We start from the raw sequence: 20103 nt of genomic DNA, 5'->3' as shown, positions 1-20103 counted from the left end.
TAGAGATGAGTAATCAAGAAGAGATAAAGACTCCACTGCGTTATTTCCAAGCGAGCAAACTAGGAAACGGAGTGGGGCTCACAGTTCTGCAACGAGAGCTTCCTGAAGGCGAGACCTGCCGAACCCTAACTATCCATATCTTCCCTAAGTTCTGGCGGAAAGCCCACAACGGAAGCACTGCGTTCGCTCTGCCACTAGGGCTGGATAACGAGACTTTTCATACCTTCGTTTATGAAATGGATGTTGTTGCGCTTGATGAAAGCTGGGCGTCTCAGCTTTCGACAGTTGCTCCAGCAGAACTACAAGGGAAACTAGTAAGTGAGGAAGAAGAGGGGAAAACTGACCCGCTTTGGACAGAAACTAGAAGTCGCTCTGAAACCGAACCGCTCGGCGTCCTTAATTTAGGGCATGCCGATGCCCTTTGGAAGCTCATCCATTCTTATGAGATGGCCCCTGCTCCTTTGCCCGATAAAGTTGATTTTCCGCCGTCTGGAGTATCCATCCTGCCGGACGTTCCCGAACTGAAAATCCAGTTTTACCGCCAATTTCTTGCCCAAGCTGAAGAAGCAGTTAGGCAGCGTAAACCGGTGTTTCTTCAAACAGAAGAAGAACTTAGTTTTATACGCGGCCGTATGGTTCCGCAGGGCCTCATCAAACGTAAAATCTACCACCGTATGCCGGTGCTCTGCGAGTATGATTCTTTGACTGCTGATAATCATATTTGGCAGGTTATTCGTGCTGCCGTACAGGTGACAGGACAGATAGAAAATGAACATTTACAGGTTCACTCTTTAGAGATTGATGCTCATCTTCGCGATGTAGGTATCAGAACTTCTGCATCGTTGTTGGCTGAGAGGTTAAGCTCAACGGAGCTTTCCCGCATTGGTGCTAACCTGAGAAATACCTATCTGTTAGCACGTTCAATTCTTGCCAAGCAGCTTGGCGTAGGGGTCGAGGAACCCAGTCATGCAGGCGGTGTTATCGCTAATCTCAAGGTTGTCTCAAGTGATCTCTGGGAGAAAATTGTTGCCCGACTCCTTGAAGAAGAACTCGGTAGCAAACCAGAAGAACAGGCACAGCTCGACCTCTACTACAAAGATAATGGAACGGTGGCTGCAACAGCGAAGAAGCCAGACCTAATAGTAAAGGAAAACGACAAAACGGTAGTGCTTGATGCCAAATATAAGTTCCGTAAGCAGAACATCAGTGAAGCATTTATGAGCGACCAATACCAGCTCACTACCTACGCCTACCGTATGTCGGCGGATGCTTTTCTTGCGTACCCGCATAAGCCTGGTCAAAAGCCGCTTGAAAACGAGCCTTTTTATCTGCCGAAGCCTGGTAGCCCTGCTACCGGAGAACTTGAATCTGCACAGTTGAGCTACCGCATTGGCGTCCTCTCTCTTCCCTTTCCTGAACCTGGAGAGGCCTCAACCGCTGCGGATTCTATCGCCCAGCTCGCAGGGCTCTTAGAGAAAGCGTCCTAACCCAACTTTCCGTGGATTTGCGCTGTAATTTTCGCGTTTTTACAGCGCAAATCCACGGAAAGTGCGCTTTCGGCGCGCGACGCGGTGCGCGCCGAAAGCGCGGACGCTACACCCCTACACCCTGTCCGCGAAGTATGCCGCGGAGGACGCGAGGTAGTCGCGCAGGTAAACGTGGGCTTCGTACTTGTCGCCGGCTTCAAGCAGGTGCATGAGATGCTCGTTCTTCTCCACAAAGGGGGAGTGGAAGTCCGGCACCGCCACCATCGAATGAAAGAGTAGGCGCATCTCGGCGAGAGCACTCACCATAAGTGTGTTGAGGCGTTCGCTGCCAGAAAGTCGCACGAGTTCGCGGTGAAAATCCTGGTTAGCGCCCGCCATGCCAGAAACCGAGCCGGATGCGCGGTGCACCTTCGACTGCTCGATAATGCGACGCAAAATCGGTTTCTCACCTGCGGAAATAAGGTCGATAGCCCCGCTTTCTAGCGCCAGACGAAGCGTGAAAAGCTCGTGAATCTGCTTCTTGCCGGGGGTCGCTACAAAAACACCGCGGTTGGGCACGCGCGTCATCAGGTGCTCAGATTCAAGCGCTGTAAAAGCCTGGCGCAGGGTGTTGCGCGAGATGCCCAGTTGCTGCGCCAGCGCCGCTTCGGAGAGCTTGGTGCCCGGGTCTAGCGCGCCTTCTGTCATGGCGGTGCGCAGGACGTCCGCCGCCCATTTTGTTGCGAAGGCATGGTCTGGCGTGGAGCGGGCGACGATGCTGTCGAGCGTGGGCACAAGGGGTATTGAAGTGGTCTCAGGGTTCACGGGTTTAACTATATAGAACGGTAGGGTTTTGTTCCGCATCCACCCCTGCGCAGGTAGTGACCACAAAACTCTCAAAAACCCGGTGTTTTGGGGCGGTTTTTGAGAGTTTTGTGGTCACTGTTGAGAGAAACGTGGTCACTACGGGCAGGACGCCGGTTTAGCTTTCGAACTCCACTAGCGTCTGACCAGCCTGCACGCGCTCGCCGGCCTCGGTAGTTAGTGCGGCAACTACGCCGCCTGCTTCCGCGTGCACAGGTACTTCGGTTTTCATTGCTTCAAGAATCGCTACCTGATCGCCTGCCTCAACGGTGTCGCCAACGCCCACGGTAAATCGCAGTAGCGAGCCGCTCATGGGCGCATTGATGCCGGATGCGGCGTCCTGCCCACCGGCGTCCGCACCGGTTCCGGGCGCGCCCGCGCTACCGAAGGAGTTGAAAATAGCATCGGGAATACCGACCTTGGTTGAAACGCCGTTGACCTCAAGGTTGAAGCGGGTGACGCCGGTGCCCGGAAAGCTGGTAGCACCTACAGGCAGCAGCCCGCCGCGGTAGTTTTCGTCGGGTACTAGGTCATCGCCTAGTTCGTTTTCGATCCAGGTGGTGTAGACCTTGAACTGATCACCGGTGAAGTCGGGATGTTCCATGACGCGCTGGGCAAAGGGGATAACGGTTGCAATGCCCTGAATCTCTAGCTGGCGCAGGGCGGTGCGTGCGCGGCGAATAGCGAGTTCGCGCGTTGGCGCGGTGACGATCAATTTTGCCAGCAGGGAGTCGAAGTCACCTGAGCTCACTGTGCCTGCGCGTACGCCGGAATCCCAGCGAATGCCGGGTCCTACCGGCACGCTAATCGAGGTGATTTCACCAGCTGCGGGCAGGAAACCTCGGGCAGGATCTTCAGCGTTGATGCGGAATTCGAAAGAGTGCCCGCGCGGGGTAGGCATCTCGGTCATCGGCAAAGGCTCGCCTGTTGCGATGGCGAACTGTAGCTGCACCAGGTCAACGCCACTGACTTCTTCGGTGACGGGGTGTTCTACCTGAATGCGGGTGTTGACTTCCAAGAACGAGATGGTGCCATCGTTGGCTACCAGGAACTCGGCGGTGCCTACGCCTACGTAGCCTGCCTTCTTGAAAATTTCGGTGGATGCGCGCACGATTTGCGCTTCTTGCTCAGCGGTGAGGAAGGGCGCGGGTGCTTCTTCAACGAGTTTCTGGTGGCGACGTTGCAGCGAGCAGTCGCGGGTGCCGATAACGACTGCGTTGCCGTGCGCATCCGCCGCAACCTGCGCTTCAACGTGTCGGGGCTGGTCCAAGAACCGTTCGACAAAGCAGTCGCCGTTGCCGAACGCACCCACAGCCTCACGCTGTGCCGAATCAAATGCTTGCTCAACTTCATCCAGCGAGCGGACGACGCGCATACCGCGTCCGCCACCGCCGTGGGCTGCCTTGATGACGACGGGCAGGCCGTGTTCTTCGGCGAAAGCGCGAGCTTCACCGGCGTTAGCTACGGGGCCGTCGGTGCCGGGTGCCAGCGGCGCATTCACGGCCAGTGCGATGTCGCGTGCAGCTACTTTGTCGCCAAGAGCGGTGATGGTCTCGGGTGAGGGACCAATCCAGGTAATGCCCGCATCGATAACAGCGCGCGCAAAATCAGCGTTCTCAGCCAAGAAGCCGTAGCCGGGGTGAACATCGGTGGCACCGCTACGACGCGCAATATCCAGTACCTTCTCGATGTTGAGGTAGCTCTCTGCGGGGGTGTTGCCCTCGAGTGCGTATGCCTCGTCGGCGAGCACAGTGTGCAGTGCTTGCGCGTCGGAATCAGCGAAAATCGCGACGCTTTCAAAACCGGCATCGGCGCAGGCGTTGATGATGCGAACAGCGATTTCGCCACGGTTAGCAATGAGAACTTTACGCATGATTTTCTTTCTGGGTATCTGAGGAGTCTGAAGGATTAATATCTAAGGTTGAGGGGTCAACCTCGGTGAACCTGATGCGCGTTTCGGGCGGCGCTTGGGCGAGTAATCGCAGGTCAGCTGGTAGTACGGATGCGATGACGGGGTAGCCGCCGGTGACGGGGTGGTCGGTGAGAAAGACGACCGGCTCACCGTTGGGTGGCACCTGTATTGCGCCGGTGACCATGCCTTCACTGGGAAGCTCTGCGGTGTTGGTGCGTTCTAGTAGCTGGTCAACGTGGCCGGGGCCTGCTGGCATCTCGTCGGGCACAAGGCGTACGCCAATGCGGTCGCTTGAATTGCTGACTTTCCAGGCGGCGGTGACAAAGTTGCTGAGCGATTGAGCGGTGAACCAGTCATCGCGCGGGCCGAGGATGACGCGCAACTCCATGTCGTCGCCGGGTAGCGGCAGGGGAGTGCTCGGCACTGCTACGGCTGATGCGTGCAGGTTGGCGCCCGCGAGAAAGTCGCCGGACGCCAGTGGCTGGGCGCCGATGCTCGAGAGGGTGTCCCGAGAAGCACTGTTTGCTTGCGCTTCTGCCGCGAATCCACCGCGTAGCGCTACGTAGGCGCGAAGACCGCTACTTGCCGGGCCTAGCGTGAGAGTTTCGCCGGCTTTCAGTGCAAACGGTGTGTACTGACGGAGCTGTTTGGGCAGTGAGTCTGCGGTGTTGGCGTTCTCAGCTGTTTCATCGCTGCCGGCATCGGATATCTGTGCCGACTGCGCTCCCTGTGCAGCCTGTACTACCGGGGTGATCGTGCCCTCAACGCTCGCGCCGGTCACCGCCAGAACCGCGTCCTGACCAGCTGTAATGCGTAAACCACCACCGAGATTTTCAAGGACGGGTGTATTGAGCTCGTTGCCGACAAGACGGTTAGCTTCGCGGGCCGCTGGGGCATCTGCAAACCCGGAGGGCGAAACGCCCCAGTGCGCCAGATGTGGGCGGCCGGCGTCCTGAATGAGTGTCTGTATGCCGGGTGAATCTACGCGCAGGATTACATCCTCAGCTCTTACCTGGGAGCTGGTGCGGGTATTGGATTCGGCGCGCACCTCGATTAGCTCGCGCACCGCCTTGAACTGCACTTTCATGCCGGGTTCTAGGAGGGCGGGAGGGGCCTGCGAAAGATCCCATAGAGGCGCGTTGGTGCGGCCAATCAACTGCCAGCCACCGGGTGACTGGCGCGGATAAATACCCGACAGCGCGCCAGCTAAGCCAACAGCTCCGGCGGGAACAGCGGTACGCGGCGATGAACGACGCGGCACGTTCAGCACATTGTCTTCAGCGTGCAAGTAGAAGAAACCGGGCGCGAAACCGGCAAAGGCTACGTGCCAATCAGCGCCGGTGTGAGCGTCGATGACGCCCTGCTCACTGAGCCCTGCCAACGCGGCAACCTCTGCGAGATCCTCACCGTCGTAAACGGTCTCAATGACGCGGGTTTCTACCTGCCCGTCCTCGGCATCAACGTGTTCGGGCAGGGTGAAAGAGGTGATAAACCGGCTGGTGTTTTCAGCGGTATCAAAGCGGACGAGCACAGTTTGCGCGGCGGGAATGAGCTCAACCTGGCCGCGTTCGGGGTGGTTCGTCAGATGTTCGTGAAGGGAAAGTGCCTGTGACAGTGACTCACAGTCAATCATGGCGTTGGTTAGAGAAAACCTTTTGATGCGCGACATGATAAGACCACCTTTGACAGCACTAACTTGAGATTGTTCAACAATCTTGACAGATGTGGGCTTGTTCACGCAACAATAGAGGTAATGCTACGTTGAAACTGCACTTTAACCGGTTTTTTCGTCAAAATCGGGGTTAAAGTGCAGTCTCGACGCACACTTTGAGAAATTTACAGAAAAGAGCTCCCCGTGCGCATAGACCTCAATTCAGACTCCGGCGAATCATTCGGCTCATGGTCCATGGGCGACGACGCCACCATGATGCAGATCGTCTCATCCGCCAACATCGCCTGCGGCTACCACGCTGGCGATCCTTCGGTCATGCGCTCCACCATCGCCGCAGCCGTTGAAAACAAGGTGGCTATCGGCGCGCACGTTGCCTACCCGGATCTCGCTGGTTTTGGCCGCCGCTTTATCGACATGACAGCCACCGAACTCATCGACGCTGTCATCTACCAAATCGGCGCGCTACAGGCGGTCGCATCCTTAGCCGGTGGCACTGTTTCTTACGTCAAGCCCCACGGCGGACTCTACAACGCCATCGTTCACCACGAAGCCCAGGCGCAGGCTGTTGCCACCGCGCTCGCCGAGCTGAACCGCGCATCCGGCACTAATCTCTCTGTTCTCTGCCTGCCCAACAGCGAGATTGAACGTCGCGCGCAGGATGCGGGCGTGCAGGTTTTCTACGAGGCTTTCGCTGATCGCGGGTACACCCCGTCAGGGACGCTGGTCTCTCGCCGCGAAGCAGGGGCTGTTATCCATGACCCCGAGCAGGTAGCGGCGCGCGTCGTGAAAATGGCGTTAGAGAAGACCGTGACCGCGGTTGACGGTAGCGAAGTTGGCCTGAATGCGCACAGCGTATGTGTGCACGGCGATACTCCCGGCGCCGTGGAAATTGCGCGCCAGGTGCGCGCCGCCCTGGAGAAAGAGGGCGTAGAAATCGCGGCCTTCGCTGGCTAAAAACCGCGAGAGGGGAGTTGTGTTGCGCTTTTTGGCCAAAAAGTGCAACACAACTCCCCTCCCACGTATTAAAAGCGGGTTGATCGGTGGGCTTTCTAGGTGTGGCTCTTTGTGTGCTCGCCAGCTCGCATCCGCCACACCTAGTCTCGCGATTAAGCGCTTTATGCGCGTAGCTTTTTGACGGCGGCTAAGAGGATGCGCTGATCCTCCTTCTTAGCATGCTCGTCCACGGTGCCACCAAAGAAAGTTGCGTTGTAGTACACGCCGTCAGACAAAAGTACAATCGCTCGGGCGGTGTCTGCATCGCCCACCTCGGTTTCGATGAGCCCGGTGACTTTGTCCTGCGCTTCTTTGAGTGCTGCGGATGCAGCGGCGTTAGATTCCTGGGCGAGACGGCTGACTGCCACAATGGCGCGGTCGAAGTCATTGTCTTCATAATCCGAGACTGAAATGTAGTAGGCAGAAGCACCTTCTTCTGCGGCTTTCATCGCCTTGAGGTCTTCTTCTGAGAGCGCGGTGAATCGTTCAATGAGCCCTGCCGCCATCGCATCCTTGGAAGGAAAGTGGTAGAGCAGTCCTCCTTTGGAAACACCTGCGGTTTTTGCGACGGCGTCCATGGTTGCGGATTTTTCGCCCTGGTGGATGAGGGTGGATTCGTAGGCGGCGAGGATTTTGTCTTTTGCGCTCATGTGTTTCAAGATACCAGAAAATTCTCTAGAAACTTTACCGTATGGTTGGTACAGTTGAGGCGATGTAAAAACCGTCTAGTCGGTACAGTAAAGCAGTGCTTTGCACTTCTCCTCAAGAAAGACGTGAAACCATGAGTACGGTATCGATGCCTCTCATTGACCATCAGCAAGCAACCTCTTCGAACAAGAAAAAGCGGTGGGTTGCCCTCGCTATTCTCATGTTGCCGGTGCTGTTAGTGTCCATTGATAACACCGTGCTTTCTTTTGCGGTGCCCTCTATCGCCCGCGCACTAGAACCTACCGGCGTCCAACAGCTGTGGATTATCGATGCTTACTCCCTGGTGCTTGCGGGGCTGCTGGTGCCTATGGGATCTCTTGCCGATCGCATCGGCCGAAAGAGGCTGTTAATTATTGGTTCTACCGGCTTTGCCGCTATTTCAGCATTAGCTGCCTTTGCACCGACTGCTGAGTTGCTCATTATTGCTCGTGCGGGACTGGGCTTCTTCGGCGCTATGCTGATGCCCTCTACTCTTTCGCTTATTCGCAATATTTTTACCGACTCCAACGAGAGGCGCATGGCGCTTGCTATCTGGGCAGCTGGTTTTGGCTCCGGCGCGGCACTCGGCCCTGTTATTGGCGGGTTTCTGCTTGAACACTTTGCGTGGGGTGCCGTCTTTATGATGGCGGTTCCTGTGCTGGTTCCCTTCCTCATCCTGGCACCCCTCCTTGTGCCTGAATCTAAGGACCCTCAGCCCGGGCCAATCGACCCGCTTTCCATTGGTCTGGTCATGGTCGCGATGACGGCTATTACCTACGCCATTAAGCACATCGCTAAGGTCGGGTTTGATACGACGCTTGTTGCTGCGGTTCTCATTGGTCTTGTAGCCGGTTGGCTGTTTACCCGCCGTCAGCTCCGCCAAGCGAACCCCATGCTCGACATGCGTCTGTTCACCAACAAGGTTTTCACCGGCGCTATATCGGCCAACCTGTTGGCGATGATGTCAATGGTCGGCTTTATTTACTTTGTGTCTCAGCACCTGCAGTTAGTGGCTGGGCTTAGCCCCTTGGACGCGGGCCTCTTCCTGGTGCCCGGCACACTCGTAGCCATGGTGTCGGGGTTGCTGTTTGTGCGTCTTGTACCGCGTTTTCACCCCGCGAAGGTCATCGCTTTCGGTATGTTTCTCAACGCCGCAGCCTTCGGACTGATTTTTGCGCTCGGCGGTGAAAGCAACCTGGTGCTGATGCTCGCTTTCATCGTGATGGGACTGGGCGTGGGTGCCTCTGAAACCCTCGCGAATGACGTCATGCTGTCCTCGGTTCCGCCGCAGAAAGCGGGTGCCGCGTCCGCCATTTCAGAAACCTCTTACGAGCTGGGTGCAGTGCTAGGAACCGCTATTCTCGGCGGCATCCTCACCGCTGTTTACAGCAAATCTATTGACCTTCCCGCCGGGCTGAGTGAGCAACAACAGAACACCGCCTCTGAAACCCTCGGTGGGGCTACGCAGGTTGCTTCGGATGCCGGTGGAACGCTTGGCGCTCAGCTACTCGAAGCCGCCCAGCACGCCTTCGACGCGGGCGTGGTGTGGACGGCGGGCATCAGCGTCCTGCTCCTGGTTTTTGCCGGATTCATGGTGCTGAGGATGATTGCCGGTGTAGACCCCAACGCTGAACCTGCAGAGCACTAGATGTAGGTTAGCGCTTCTCATAATCGCGACGGGGGAGGGATGTACCGTTTTTCGCCGAAAAACGGTACATTCCTCCCCTCTCGCGCATTAAAACTGTGCTCCTAGAGATTCGTCGTGTGAGCGGGTTGATCGGTGGGCTTTCTAGGTGTGGCTCTTTGTGTGCTCGCTAGCTCGCACCCGCCACACCTAGCCCCTCTCGCGCATTAAAACTGTGCTCCTAGAGATTCGTCGTGTGAGCGAGTTGGCTGGTGGGCTTTCTAGGTGTGGCTCTTTGCGTGCTCGCTAGCTCGCACCCGCCACACCTAGCCCCTCTCGCGCATCAGATCTTGCTACCAGATGCGCACGCGGTCTTCCGGCGCCAGGTAGAGGGCGTCACCCTCCTGCACATCGAACGCGTCGTAGAACTCGTCGATGTTGCGCACGATGCCGTTGACGCGGAACTCACTCGGCGAGTGCGGGTCAACCGCCAGCATCATCTCTTCGAACTGCTGGCGTGCCTTGGTGCGCCAGCCGATGCCCCAGCCCATGAACACGCGCTGCAGAGCGGTGTAACCGTCAATGACGGGAGCGTCCTCAATGGAGGTAATGCCCTCCTTTGCCAGCGCAATCTTGTACGCCTTCAACCCAATGGACAGGCCGCCAAGATCGCCAATGTTCTCGCCTAGAGTCAGCTCACCGTTCACAGTGTACTTCTCGGGGTCAAGGCCTGCCGGGGTGTACTTGTTGTACTGGTCAACCAAGGACGCGGTGCGCTTGGTGAACTCCTCGCGGTCGGTTTCTGTCCACCAGTTGTTCAGCGCGCCGGTGCCATCGTACTTTGAACCCTGATCGTCAAAGCCGTGGCCAATCTCGTGGCCGATCACAGCACCAATACCGCCGTAGTTCACGGCATCGTCAGCTTCGGGATCAAAGTAAGGCGGTTGCAAAATCGCTGCCGGGAACACAATCTCGTTAGCCGGCGGCATGTAGTAGGCGTTGACGGTCTGCGGGCTCATCAGCCACTCGGTTTTATCAACGGGCTCACCGATGCGGTTCAGCATGAAGTTGTGTTCGTGCAGGGTCGCGCGTCGAACGTTCTCAAAGAGGTCGCCCTTTTCGAACTCAAGGTCTGAGTAGTCGCGCCACTTGTCGGTGTAACCGATCTTGGTCACGAACTTGCCCAGCTTCTCCAGCGCGCGCTCGCGGGTTTCGTCGGTCATCCAGTCCAGTTCGGTGATGGACTGGCGGTAGGCCTCAATGAGGTTATCGACCAGTACCAGCATTTTCTGCTTGTGCTCCGGCGGGAAGTGCACGGCAACGTATTCCTTGCCCACTTCGTCCGCGATGTAGCTCTCCAGCAGTGAGATGCCGCGCTTCCAGCGCTCGCGGACTTCTTCGGTACCCGAAAGGGTGCGGCCGTAGAAGTCGAAGTTGGCCTCAACCATTTCTTTGTTGAGTAGGGATGCGCGTGCTGAGGTGTACTGCCAAATCAGCCAGAGCTTCCAGGTCATCAGCGGGACGTCCGCGAACATCTTGGCTGCGCCCTCAAAGAATGAGGGCTGTGAGACAACCACGGTGCCGAAATTTTCAACGGAAGAGCCGATACCTTCAATGTACTTGGCGAAGGGGAAACCGGGGAACTTGTCTTCAAGCTCAGCGGCGGGTACGGGGTTGTAACGCTTGTCGGCATCGCGGTTTTCGACGTTGCTCCAGTGATGCGAGGCAATTTCGGTTTCGTGCGCCATGATGATCTGACCAACGAGATCCGGAGTCAGACCAAAGGGCTCAGCAGCACCGGTGAGGGTGAACATGCGCTCAATGTGCTTGACGTAGGCCTGGCGAATGTCCTCGTCTTGTCTTCGCGGTAGTAGGATTCGTCGGGCAAACCAAGACCTGACTGGCCAAGGTACACGGTGTAGTAACCGGGGTTCTTAGCGTCGATGCTGGTGTACCAGCCGAAGAGTCCGCCGACGCCCGCGCGGTCCGCGTCCGCCATAACCTTCACAAACTGGTCGGTGGTCTGCGCTTCAAGAATCGGAGTGAGCTCGCGCAGTAGCGGAATGACGCCTTCGGTTTCAATACGCTCAACGCTCATAAAAGAGTTGTAGAGCGCGCCGATGCGTGACTCCGGGTCTTCGACGGCGATTTTTTCTACGATTTCGCGGACGTTTTTCTCTGCCTCATCGCGCAGAAAGTACATGCCGCCGTCTTTGGAGCGGTCCGCGGGAATCTCGTAGGTGTCTAGCCACTTGCCGTTGACGTGGCGGAAAAAATCGTCAGCTGGTTTTACTGATGAATCAATGAATTCTAGGTCGAGTCCTGATTTTTTAGTCATACCCCAAGTTTAGGCGGTGAGATTGTGGACGTCACTGTGAGAGACCGGCTGTTCACTACCCAAGAAAGGATGCCCGTGTTGCGAAACTATTTATGCCAGATCTAACCAGTTTTCCGTCTCACTGGACTTGCTCTACAGAGTGATCTTTTACAAACCTCAAAAATAGGAATCTCTGTTTATCATTTTATTGGTAAACTTTATCTGACCGTTCTCTATAGTTATCTTTCTGCTACCCGGCAGATTCAATTAAGCCGAAGGGCTCCGCCGATGACTTCCCCCATTTCACGACGCAATCTCGCCAGAGGCATGGTTTGGTCAGCTCCAGTAGTAATTGCTTCAGTAAGAGTGCCAGCGTTTGCTGCATCTGTTAATCCGGAGGTATCTCTGGTATGACAGCCAGTCTCATGAGTTCGTGCCTAAAGGTGGCTCTATTAAAGACCTCTACGTCTACACCACCGACCCCGTCGATGAAAATCCTGCTGGCTTTTCTATTAGCTACAAGCCGGGTATGGGCGAGGACACCACGGCTACCTTGCAACGCCTAGACTACTACGTCATGGTGCCTACACGGTTCTCTAATGACGGCATCCCAGCCACATATGGTTCCACCTCCACCTACTGGACCCCTCTTACCAAGGTCACAGCTGCAACTCTTGCCGTCGATAATGGGGCTGGTGGAACGACCAGTATTTCTACCACTGGGTATAACGTATATAAGACGAGTTTTAAAGGTGTAATGACAAATCCTGTTGTCGGTATTGATGGGCGAACCACATGGCCAGGAACCACAGTTGATCTCGGCTTCTTTGGGTTTACTAAAGCGACAACCGGATCATACTATGCAGGGTACGTTACTAGCTTTACTACCGCTAACGGATTCACGATGACAGACAGTAACGGTATTGAGAAGTACACCTTCTAACATTCAAGTAGCGTACTGAATGAGGCAAAACTTTTGCTTGGCCTGACTGCTATGTGACCAACAACTGCACCCTTGTTTATTGTTTGTTGGGGAAAGTAACCCGTAGGCTAGTGCCTTATGACTGAGAATCACTCCTCCCCAGATACACATAAAAATCCGCCAACGGGTGCGTTACCTGCGGCTCGGTTAGACCGCACTGATTTTCTGCTTCTTGCCGTGATGGTGGTCGCGGCGTTCGTCCTTATCTTGAACGAGACCCTGCTCGGTGTTGCGTTGCCGTCAATTATGGCTGACCTTCATGTTTCGGCTTCCCTCGGCCAGTGGTCTTCAACAGCGTTTATGCTGACCATGGCTGTGGTAACCCCGGCGTCCGGCTTTATTCTGTCGCGTTTTAGCATTCGCCAGGTGTTCTCTGGGGCGATGATTCTCTTTGCAACCGGTACGCTGGTTGCGGCTCTTGCCCCGTCCTTTGGTTTTCTGCTACTGGGACGCGTGCTACAGGCTGGCGGCACCGGCGTCATCATGCCGTTGCTGATGACTACCATGCTGCGTCTTGTGCCGCTACAGATGCGCGGTAAGGCGATGGGCATTATCGGTATGGTCATTTCGGCGGCTCCTGCGATGGGCCCCACCGTGTCCGGTCTCATTCTGTCAGTGGGATCATGGCGTTTGCTGTTCTGGATGGTCCTTCCTATCGGTCTCATTGCCCTGCTGATCGGGTTTAAACTGGCGCCCGCTACCCGCGATGCTGGCGACTCGCAGAAGCTCGACCTTCTCTCCGTTGCGCTCTCAACCATCGGATTTGGTGGCCTGGTTCTGGGCTTGAGTTCCTTCGGCGGTCACTCCGGTCACGGTGGCGGCTCGCTCCCCGTGAACCCCTGGGTTGCCGTTATTGTTGCGGTTATCGCCCTCGTATGGTTTGTTCTACGTCAGATTAAACTGCAAAGCACAGGCACTCCTTTCTTAGATATGCGCGTGTTCAAAGCCTTCCCCTTCACGCTGACCGTGCTCATGAGCTCCGTTGGTATGGGCGTTATGCTGGGCACCGCGATTTTGATTCCGCTCTACACCGCCAATGCCCTGGGCGTGGACGCGCTCACCACCGGCCTGCTCCTGCTTCCCGGCGGCATCGTCATGGCTGTTCTCAGCCCCTTCGTTGGTGGACTCGTCGATAAATTCGGCGCTCGCACCCTCGTTGTTCCCGGTGCCATCGCGCTGAGCGCATCCGTCTGGATGATGTCAACCTTCGGTGTGAACACCCCGCTGTGGTTTATCGTGGCATCGCACGTGCTCATGAGCATCGCCCTGCCCTTCATCAACACCCCCATGATGACCCTTGGCTTAGGCAGCCTGGACGCGTCCCTCTACTCATTCGGTAGCTCCGCGCTTTCTGCCATTCAGCAGGTGGCAGGTGCAGCTGCAACAGCCCTGTTCGTGATGCTCATGGGCGTCGGCATCGCCTCATACGGTGGCGGAAACACCCCTGAAGCTAACGCGGCAGGCGTCCACTTTGCCCTACTCATTGCGGCATTCGTGTCACTATCAGCCATCGTTCTTGCCTTCCTCGTGCCCAGCGGAAAGACTAAGGGCGAAGCTCCCATGGCTCACTAAAAATCTACTGACACATCGTAAAAGGTTGGCCCCCTGAACTCTGAAAGTTCAGGGGGCCAACCTTTTTAAAAGAAAACAGCGCACCGCTGTTAAAGGGGAAAGCGATGCGCTGTTTCATGCATAGAACTGGTATTCCAAAAGACTGAAAGAAATAATCTTTAAGTTCATTGAAGCTACCAGATTCATGCATAAGCCATGCGCCACAAGGAGGTGCTCTAGGTCGGGAAAAACCCAGGGACCTTGAGGCATTTGGCTCTTTACAATCCTACAGCCCTTCTCTAAACCGTCAGGGAGAGAAGTTGTAGGCGTTAATGAGATGGTGAGCCCGATTGCACTGTGTTACGTGTATCAGTTTACTTGTGTGGAAAAGTAATTCACGGGTGGTTCAACACGGGGGAGGGGGAAGTGCGTGGTTCCACCGGGCTTACCATCAGTAAGTTAGTGGATTAGCCAGCGTAGTCGTAGCTCCATGAGTCTGACCAGCCCCATGATGAGTGCCAATCCCAGTTCGGGCCGAGGATGTCCTCAGGTGACCAGTTGATGTCGCCGGTTGCCCAGTCGGTGTCATCTGCAGGAAGCTCGTCAACGGGTTCTTCAACGGGCTCTTCAACAGGTGCAGGGGTCTCGTCGATGGGTTCTTCAACAGGAGCGGGAGTCTCATCTACGGGAGCGGGAGTCTCGTCAACCGGTGCAGGGGTTTCCTCTTCAGGGGTTACGTCAACGCCAGCAGTGGTTTCAATCCAGGTGCCGGTCTGTGAGAGCAGTGCGTAGTTTGAACCTGCGTGGATGTCGCCACGGGGATCAGCGTTGTCACCGGTTGAGCAGACAGCTACAACCTTGCCGTTGACAACCAAGGGTCCGCCTGAGTCACCGTGGTTTGAAGCGCCATCGTTACCGGTCAGGTGAGCTGCCTTGCCGTAGAACGCGTCGGTTGAGGTGCCGTTGATGTTAACGGTTGCGGTGCGCAGGTGGTCGGTGGGCTGCTTGTAAGCGCCAAGACCAAAGCCGTAGATACGGCCGAGAGTGATATTCTCGGGTACTTCGTAAGTGGTGTCTACCTCTGCGTATGAAGACAGGGGAGCTTCTTTTGAAAGGTGTACCAGAGCGATGTCGCCCTTAGGAGCTGCGTGTACTGAGTCAACTGCGATCGGTTCGCCGCGATCAACCTGGTCGTTTGACTGGTAAACGTTCATGCGTGCAACGTCGTCGATGCAGTGACGAGCGGTCAGTACCCATTCGTCGTTGAGCTGTTCACCGCTGCAGCCGTAGGTCTCTACGGTGCCACCGGAGTGGGTCTGGAATTCAAGCTGAACCATCCATTCGACGTTAGCCTCGGAGCCGCCCACGACGTAGGGAGAAGCGTTCTGCGCGAATGCTGATGAAGCCGCCGATGCGGTCAGTGCTGCTGCAACTGCTGATGTTGCGAGCATCTTTGAGAGTTTCATGAAGTTTCCTTTGAAACAGTAGGTGTGTGAATGAATGTGGTTTATTCGCTTCACCTGGGGATGCTGGTTTCAAAGGGAGCCCGCAAAAATCACTGGGGATTTGGGTGCCGCTGGCGGTTGGTATGGCGCCGTTGGCGTTGGTTCGTGATGATGCCGGTGGTTCAGTTATGAAACTCGGCAATGCTTTTGCGTTTGCCCGCTTCAAAACTCAGCTGGATTGATTCTAAGCAGGTTATTTGCACTTGTCAGCCCGGAGTTTTGTGGGTCTAAATGTATATGTGGAGGAAAATTTTTTTGTGTTATTCGGTGTCGCAGAATCAGATTTTCCTGTTTATAATTTCGCCGCCTACCTTAAAACAAGCCCAAGAGGTAGAAAAATAGCCTATTTGAGTAACTTAAGCTTTGTTAGTAATCGCTCTCTAAAGGGGGTCTCTGTGGGCTATTCTGCAGGGGAAAATTTTGCAGAGTCTCTTGTTTCAAAAAATAAGAAGACCCCCGTCTCGCTAGGACATATACCGATTTTCGACGTCGGTAAAGTTTCTGCGAGCCGGGGGTTGTAGGGCGCGCGGCGAGGGGATAACTACCGGGGGATAGGGGAATCGCTACGCGTCCTCGTTAGAGCTTTACGCTCTAGGGAGCGACATCTACACCCGAGGTGGTTTCGATCCAGTCGGCTGACTGGGAAAGTAGCGCGTAGTTTGAGCCTGCGTTAATGTTGGCGCCGGGATCGTTTTCATCACCGGTTGAGCAGACAGCTACGACCTTGCCGTTGACAACGAGAGGTCCGCCTGAATCGCCGTGGTTAGCTGCACCGGAGTTGCCGGTGAGGTGCACTGCGATGCCGTAGTACGCGTCGGTGGATGTGCCGTCGATGGTCACGGTTGCGGTGCGCAAGGTGGTGGTGGGCTGTTTGTTTGCACCCAAGCCGTAACCGAAGATCGAGCCGGTATCGCCGGGGGTTACTTCGTAGTTCGCGTCCACATCAGCGTACGAGTTGAGCGGAGCTGATTCTGACAGGTGCACCAGTGCAATGTCGCCTGCAGGGGCTGCGTGTACCGAGTCGGCTGCGATGGGCTCGCCGCGGTCAATCTGGTCGTTTGACTGGTAGACGTTCATGCGTGCAACGTTCTCCACACAGTGGCGCGCGGTGAATACCCACTCGTCATTGAGCTGTTCACCGGTGCAACCGTAAGTCTCTACAGAGCCGCCACTGTGGGTTTGGAATTCAAGCTGGACGGTCTATTCTGAGGTTGCCTGCGAGCCACCCACGATGTAAGAGGGGTTGCTGCAGGTGCTGAGGATGCGGGTGCCATGGCTACTGCGGACAGTGCGCAGGTTGCCAGTGCGGCTGAGAGAACTCGTGAAGTTTTCATAAAGGGGTTCCTTTTTGTGTTCAAGTGAATTGTGAATACGTGTTGTCGTCGTGTTCACAGATTGGTGTGGCTGAGGTTGGTTCCCACCGGGCGCCCCTGAAAAGTTCCGCCCTCAGTGGGCATGAATTGTATGCACAAAAACTGTGGGCTGCCATGAGGTCGTTTGTGGGCTTAATTGAGGTTTTTAGAAAAAATTTAGACCGGTATATGGGTGGCGATTTGTGGCGTCCTTGCGTACGCTCCCGCCTTGAAAAGTGCTTCAATTCGCTGAAGTTGTTTTAATGTGCTTAAAAATTGAAAGTAAATTTCGGGTGTGGAGACGCTGATTTTTAGCCGTAGGTTATTTAGGGGACAAATATTTTAAAAATGACTGATAAACGGTAGCTATGAGTAAAAAATTATCTTTACGCATCCGCGCTACCGGGTCACAAACCTGTCGCGTCCCACCTCGCTGACGTATAAAAGAAGAGAAGGAAAATCGTGATCGTCAAGGAGATAGCGCATGCAGTACCGCCAGCTTGGACATTCCGGCCTCACCGTCTCAACTGTAGGGTTAGGATGCAACAACTTAGGGCGCACTAAAACCGCCACCGAAACTCAGGAGGGCACCAACCGCGTCATCGCCGCCGCGGTGGATGCCGGCATCACGCTTTTCGACGTTGCCGATATCTACGGCTCAGCCCCCGGCGTCTCGGAAACCATGTTCGGCAAGGCACTGAAAACTTTGGACTCTTCGGTGCGTGACGACATTGTGCTCGTGACTAAGTTCGGTATGGACATGGACGGCGCAAACGGCGCTGACTACGGTGTTCGCGGCTCGCGTCGTTACATCATGCGCGCGGTAGAGGCATCTTTGCAACGCCTAGGAACCGATAACATCGACCTGTACTTTCACCACACCCCGGACACCCTAACGCCGGTTGAAGAGACGCTTTCTGCGCTGAATACCCTCATTGAGCAGGGAAAAGTGCGTTACATCGGAAACTCCAACCACTCCGGCTGGCAGATTGCCCAGGCCGAGTATGTGGCACGCGAGCTAGGGACTCACCGCTACATCGCAGCAGAAAACCACTACAACCTGCTGGACCGCCGCGCAGAACTAGAAGTCATGCCCGCCGCCCGCGAATTCGGTATGGGTGTTCTGCCCTACTTCCCGCTGGCAAACGGGCTACTCACCGGCAAGTACACGCGCGGCAATGCGCCTGCCGACGGACGCCTGACTCAGCTCAAACCGCAGATTCTGGAAGGCGCCAACTGGGAGCAGCTAGAGGCGTTTAGTGCGTTCGCATCCGAGCGTGGTTTGAGTGAAGTGCAGGTGGCATTTGCGTGGTTGGCCGCGCAGAATCCCATCGCGTCCGTAATTGCCGGCGCTACCAGTGAGCAGCAGGTGCGCGCCAACGCGGCAACCGCGTCCGTGGAACTTTCCGCAGACGATTTGGCGGCGCTCGACGAGATTTTCCCCGCACCCGAGAAAATCGCGCTGTTCTAGGCAGTGCGCGCAAGTAACCCCTGCCGTTTCGCTCACCGCAAGTAGTTAAAGTACCAGCGGATGAGCGCAACGGCAGGGGTTAGGTTTAGCTCAGCAACACCCATAAAGGTAGATTTACATGGCAACATTTTCGGCTGGCGTACACGGCTACTCCCTCAAAGATTTCTCGAATGAGAACCGTGGGTTAGGGTGGATGCTCGACCCTTCCCAGTGCGCTTTACTGGTGCATGATTTCCTGCCCTACTACTTAGAGATTTTGCCCGAAAATTTACAGGCTGAACTCGTGAGCAACGTTGCTGAGGCAGTGAGCTGGGCGCAAGCTCATGATGTTTCTGTGCTGATGACGGCACCGCGTCCTGCGGCTCTTGCAGCACAACGAGGACTGGGCGGGAAACTGTGGGGAATAGGACCAAGCGATGCTCAGACCCGAGAGATTATTCTTCCCGAACTGAGAGGGTGCTTGCATATTCATAAACGGTCGCTTAGCGCTTTCTACGCCACTGATTTAGAAGTGGAACTTCGACGGCTAGGTAAAACTCAGCTTGTGGTTGCAGGTGTCTATGTTGCTGGTGGCATTGTCGCAACAAGTTTTGATGCCCTCGCCCGAGATCTAGAATTCTTTGTTGTTGCCGATGCTGTTGCTGATTACACCGTTGACCGTCATCGTTTCGCGTTAGACCAGATAGCGGGCACTACGGGGCAGGTTGTATCACTGGTAAACCTGACCCGCTAGATAGGAGCATTTAGCATTGACGCACAAACCTCCTGTCGTTGCGCTCACCGGTTGGGACTTTAAACCCTTGCAGTGAGCGCAACGGCAGGGGTTAGCGCTATCTGGTTCTACCGCGGGGTGCTTTTCAAGAACTCGCGCAGGCTAGTCGGCGCGCGTCCGGTGATATCGAGGACACTTGACGTCACTTCGGCAAGTTCTCCTTGCGCGATGGCGGTGTAGGTAGAAACCCACGCGTCGTACTGCCAGTCAGGGGCGTCCCACGCCTTACGCGAGGCGTAGGCTTCATCGATACTCTCGTTGTAAAAGCTGATACTCTGGCCGGTTTCTTCACCCACAATGCGCGCAATCTCGTTCATGCTCAAAGACTCGGGGCCGGTGAGCGTGTACGTCTGATTCTCGTGCGCTCCCGGGTTAAGCAGGACGCGGGTTGCCACCTCGGCCGCATCCGCGCGAGTGACGGCGGCGACGTGTCCTTCACCTGCCGGGCCACGAATTAAACCGTCTTCACCGGCGAGATTGGCTAGAAAATCGATGTAGAAGCTATCGCGCAGGAAGGTAAATTTCATGCCTGATGCCTTGATGTATTCTTCTGTCTCCCAATGGGTGCGAGCCAGCGTGAAGGTTGCATCGCGGGCAGCTGACTGGAATGAGAGATACACCAGATGCTCCACGCCTGCTTGTGCAGAGGCGTCCACAAACTGTTTGTGCTGCCGCAGACGGTCTTCGCTTTCGGCACCAGAGACCATGAAAGCCACCTTCGCGCCGTTTAGCGCGGCAACGTTAGCCTCGAGATCTGAATATCCCGCCGTCTCAAAAACCTGGGCGTCGGGCAGGGCCGGAGCGCGGTTAGCTGAGCGAACCAGCAGTGCGAGGGGCACGCCTTCAGCAGCGAGCTTCTGCGCGACCAGGCCGCCCACAAAACCGGTGGAACCAGTGACAACAACCTTCATGAGAGCATCCTTTCGACAGGTTTT

15 protein-coding genes and 2 pseudogenes are annotated in these 20103 nt (G+C 55.8%); 8 read left to right on the top strand and 9 right to left on the bottom strand.

Going from position 1 to position 20103, the window contains the following annotated elements:
- The first annotated feature begins 5 nt into the window (after positions 1-5).
- Positions 6-1487: a 5-methylcytosine restriction system specificity protein McrC gene (locus IDM49_RS10805; RefSeq protein ID WP_190724512.1), complete on the top strand. Its 1482-nt coding sequence runs from the start codon at positions 6-8 to the stop codon at positions 1485-1487.
- A 114-nt stretch (positions 1488-1601) separates the two neighbouring features.
- On the opposite strand, the gene IDM49_RS10800 is transcribed toward IDM49_RS10805, so the two are convergent.
- The 3 genes from IDM49_RS10800 to IDM49_RS10790 all read right to left on the bottom strand — a co-directional run bounded on the left by IDM49_RS10800 (position 1602) and on the right by IDM49_RS10790 (position 5911).
- Positions 1602-2291: a GntR family transcriptional regulator gene (locus IDM49_RS10800; protein ID WP_190724511.1), complete on the bottom strand. Its 690-nt coding sequence runs from the start codon at positions 2289-2291 to the stop codon at positions 1602-1604.
- A gap of 157 nt (positions 2292-2448) precedes the next feature.
- Positions 2449-4203, bottom strand: coding sequence for an acetyl/propionyl/methylcrotonyl-CoA carboxylase subunit alpha (locus IDM49_RS10795; protein WP_190724510.1), 1755 nt, complete (start codon positions 4201-4203; stop codon positions 2449-2451).
- The gene (locus IDM49_RS10790; protein WP_190724509.1) at positions 4196-5911 is read right to left on the bottom strand and encodes a 5-oxoprolinase subunit B/C family protein; all 1716 of its coding nucleotides are present in this window, start codon (positions 5909-5911) and stop codon (positions 4196-4198) included. The genes IDM49_RS10795 and IDM49_RS10790 overlap by 8 nt, the downstream gene beginning before the upstream one ends.
- A gap of 186 nt (positions 5912-6097) precedes the next feature.
- On the opposite strand from IDM49_RS10790, the gene IDM49_RS10785 reads away from it, so the two are divergent.
- Positions 6098-6868: a LamB/YcsF family protein gene (locus tag IDM49_RS10785; RefSeq protein WP_168615647.1), complete on the top strand. Its 771-nt coding sequence runs from the start codon at positions 6098-6100 to the stop codon at positions 6866-6868.
- Between the two features lie 161 nt (positions 6869-7029).
- On the opposite strand, the gene IDM49_RS10780 is transcribed toward IDM49_RS10785, so the two are convergent.
- Entirely contained in the window at positions 7030-7557 is a 528-nt protein-coding gene (locus tag IDM49_RS10780) for a TetR/AcrR family transcriptional regulator (RefSeq protein WP_190724508.1), read from the bottom strand.
- Positions 7558-7688: 131 nt separating this feature from the next.
- On the opposite strand from IDM49_RS10780, the gene IDM49_RS10775 reads away from it, so the two are divergent.
- On the top strand, positions 7689-9242 hold the full coding sequence (locus tag IDM49_RS10775) for an MFS transporter (protein ID WP_190724507.1): 1554 nt from the start codon (positions 7689-7691) through the stop codon (positions 9240-9242).
- A gap of 329 nt (positions 9243-9571) precedes the next feature.
- On the opposite strand, the pseudogene IDM49_RS10770 reads toward IDM49_RS10775, so the two are convergent.
- Positions 9572-11556, bottom strand: a pseudogene (locus IDM49_RS10770) (M13 family metallopeptidase).
- A gap of 412 nt (positions 11557-11968) precedes the next feature.
- Here IDM49_RS10770 and IDM49_RS10765 point away from each other — a divergent pair.
- Positions 11969-12478, top strand: coding sequence for a hypothetical protein (locus IDM49_RS10765; RefSeq protein WP_190724506.1), 510 nt, complete (start codon positions 11969-11971; stop codon positions 12476-12478).
- A 117-nt stretch (positions 12479-12595) separates the two neighbouring features.
- Positions 12596-14089, top strand: coding sequence for a DHA2 family efflux MFS transporter permease subunit (locus IDM49_RS10760; protein WP_190724505.1), 1494 nt, complete (start codon positions 12596-12598; stop codon positions 14087-14089).
- A 446-nt stretch (positions 14090-14535) separates the two neighbouring features.
- Here the strand turns inward: IDM49_RS10760 and IDM49_RS10755 are convergent, their stop codons facing one another.
- Positions 14536-15534 (bottom strand): S1 family peptidase, encoded by a 999-nt coding sequence (locus IDM49_RS10755; RefSeq protein WP_190724504.1) that lies wholly within the window; start codon positions 15532-15534, stop codon positions 14536-14538.
- A 26-nt stretch (positions 15535-15560) separates the two neighbouring features.
- On the opposite strand from IDM49_RS10755, the gene IDM49_RS10750 reads away from it, so the two are divergent.
- Positions 15561-15755: a hypothetical protein gene (locus tag IDM49_RS10750; protein ID WP_168615579.1), complete on the top strand. Its 195-nt coding sequence runs from the start codon at positions 15561-15563 to the stop codon at positions 15753-15755.
- A 409-nt stretch (positions 15756-16164) separates the two neighbouring features.
- Here IDM49_RS10750 and IDM49_RS10745 read toward each other — a convergent pair.
- Positions 16165-16695, bottom strand: a pseudogene (locus IDM49_RS10745) (trypsin-like serine protease); the annotation flags it as partial.
- A 35-nt stretch (positions 16696-16730) separates the two neighbouring features.
- Complete coding sequence (locus IDM49_RS12320; protein ID WP_228008099.1) at positions 16731-16907, bottom strand: hypothetical protein; 177 nt, start codon at positions 16905-16907, stop codon at positions 16731-16733.
- A 502-nt stretch (positions 16908-17409) separates the two neighbouring features.
- Here IDM49_RS12320 and IDM49_RS10740 point away from each other — a divergent pair.
- Complete coding sequence (locus IDM49_RS10740) at positions 17410-18396, top strand: aldo/keto reductase (RefSeq protein WP_190724503.1); 987 nt, start codon at positions 17410-17412, stop codon at positions 18394-18396.
- 118 nt (positions 18397-18514) lie between these two features.
- On the top strand, positions 18515-19129 hold the full coding sequence (locus IDM49_RS10735) for an isochorismatase family protein (RefSeq protein ID WP_190724502.1): 615 nt from the start codon (positions 18515-18517) through the stop codon (positions 19127-19129).
- A gap of 107 nt (positions 19130-19236) precedes the next feature.
- On the opposite strand, the gene IDM49_RS10730 is transcribed toward IDM49_RS10735, so the two are convergent.
- On the bottom strand, positions 19237-20079 hold the full coding sequence (locus tag IDM49_RS10730; protein ID WP_190724501.1) for an SDR family oxidoreductase: 843 nt from the start codon (positions 20077-20079) through the stop codon (positions 19237-19239).
- Between the last annotated feature and the right edge of the window lie 24 nt (positions 20080-20103).

Origin of the sequence: Rothia terrae, from assembly GCF_014705925.2 — a bacterium.
Classification (GTDB): domain Bacteria; phylum Actinomycetota; class Actinomycetes; order Actinomycetales; family Micrococcaceae; genus Rothia; species Rothia terrae.
The sequence above is the reverse complement of the archived record's forward strand: the minus strand, read 5'-3'. Positions and strand labels throughout refer to the sequence as shown.

Coding starts and splice junctions, on each gene's coding strand:
- IDM49_RS10805 (WP_190724512.1), top strand. CDS start 6: ATGAGTAATCAAGAAGAGATAAAGACTCCACTGCGTTATTTCCAAGCG.
- IDM49_RS10780 (WP_190724508.1), bottom strand. CDS start 7,557: ATGAGCGCAAAAGACAAAATCCTCGCCGCCTACGAATCCACCCTCATC.
- IDM49_RS10735 (WP_190724502.1), top strand. CDS start 18,515: ATGGCAACATTTTCGGCTGGCGTACACGGCTACTCCCTCAAAGATTTC.
- IDM49_RS10775 (WP_190724507.1), top strand. CDS start 7,689: ATGAGTACGGTATCGATGCCTCTCATTGACCATCAGCAAGCAACCTCT.
- IDM49_RS10740 (WP_190724503.1), top strand. CDS start 17,410: ATGCAGTACCGCCAGCTTGGACATTCCGGCCTCACCGTCTCAACTGTA.
- IDM49_RS12320 (WP_228008099.1), bottom strand. CDS start 16,907: ATGAAAACTTCACGAGTTCTCTCAGCCGCACTGGCAACCTGCGCACTG.
- IDM49_RS10795 (WP_190724510.1), bottom strand. CDS start 4,203: ATGCGTAAAGTTCTCATTGCTAACCGTGGCGAAATCGCTGTTCGCATC.
- IDM49_RS10760 (WP_190724505.1), top strand. CDS start 12,596: ATGACTGAGAATCACTCCTCCCCAGATACACATAAAAATCCGCCAACG.
- IDM49_RS10755 (WP_190724504.1), bottom strand. CDS start 15,534: ATGAAACTCTCAAAGATGCTCGCAACATCAGCAGTTGCAGCAGCACTG.
- IDM49_RS10730 (WP_190724501.1), bottom strand. CDS start 20,079: ATGAAGGTTGTTGTCACTGGTTCCACCGGTTTTGTGGGCGGCCTGGTC.
- IDM49_RS10790 (WP_190724509.1), bottom strand. CDS start 5,911: ATGTCGCGCATCAAAAGGTTTTCTCTAACCAACGCCATGATTGACTGT.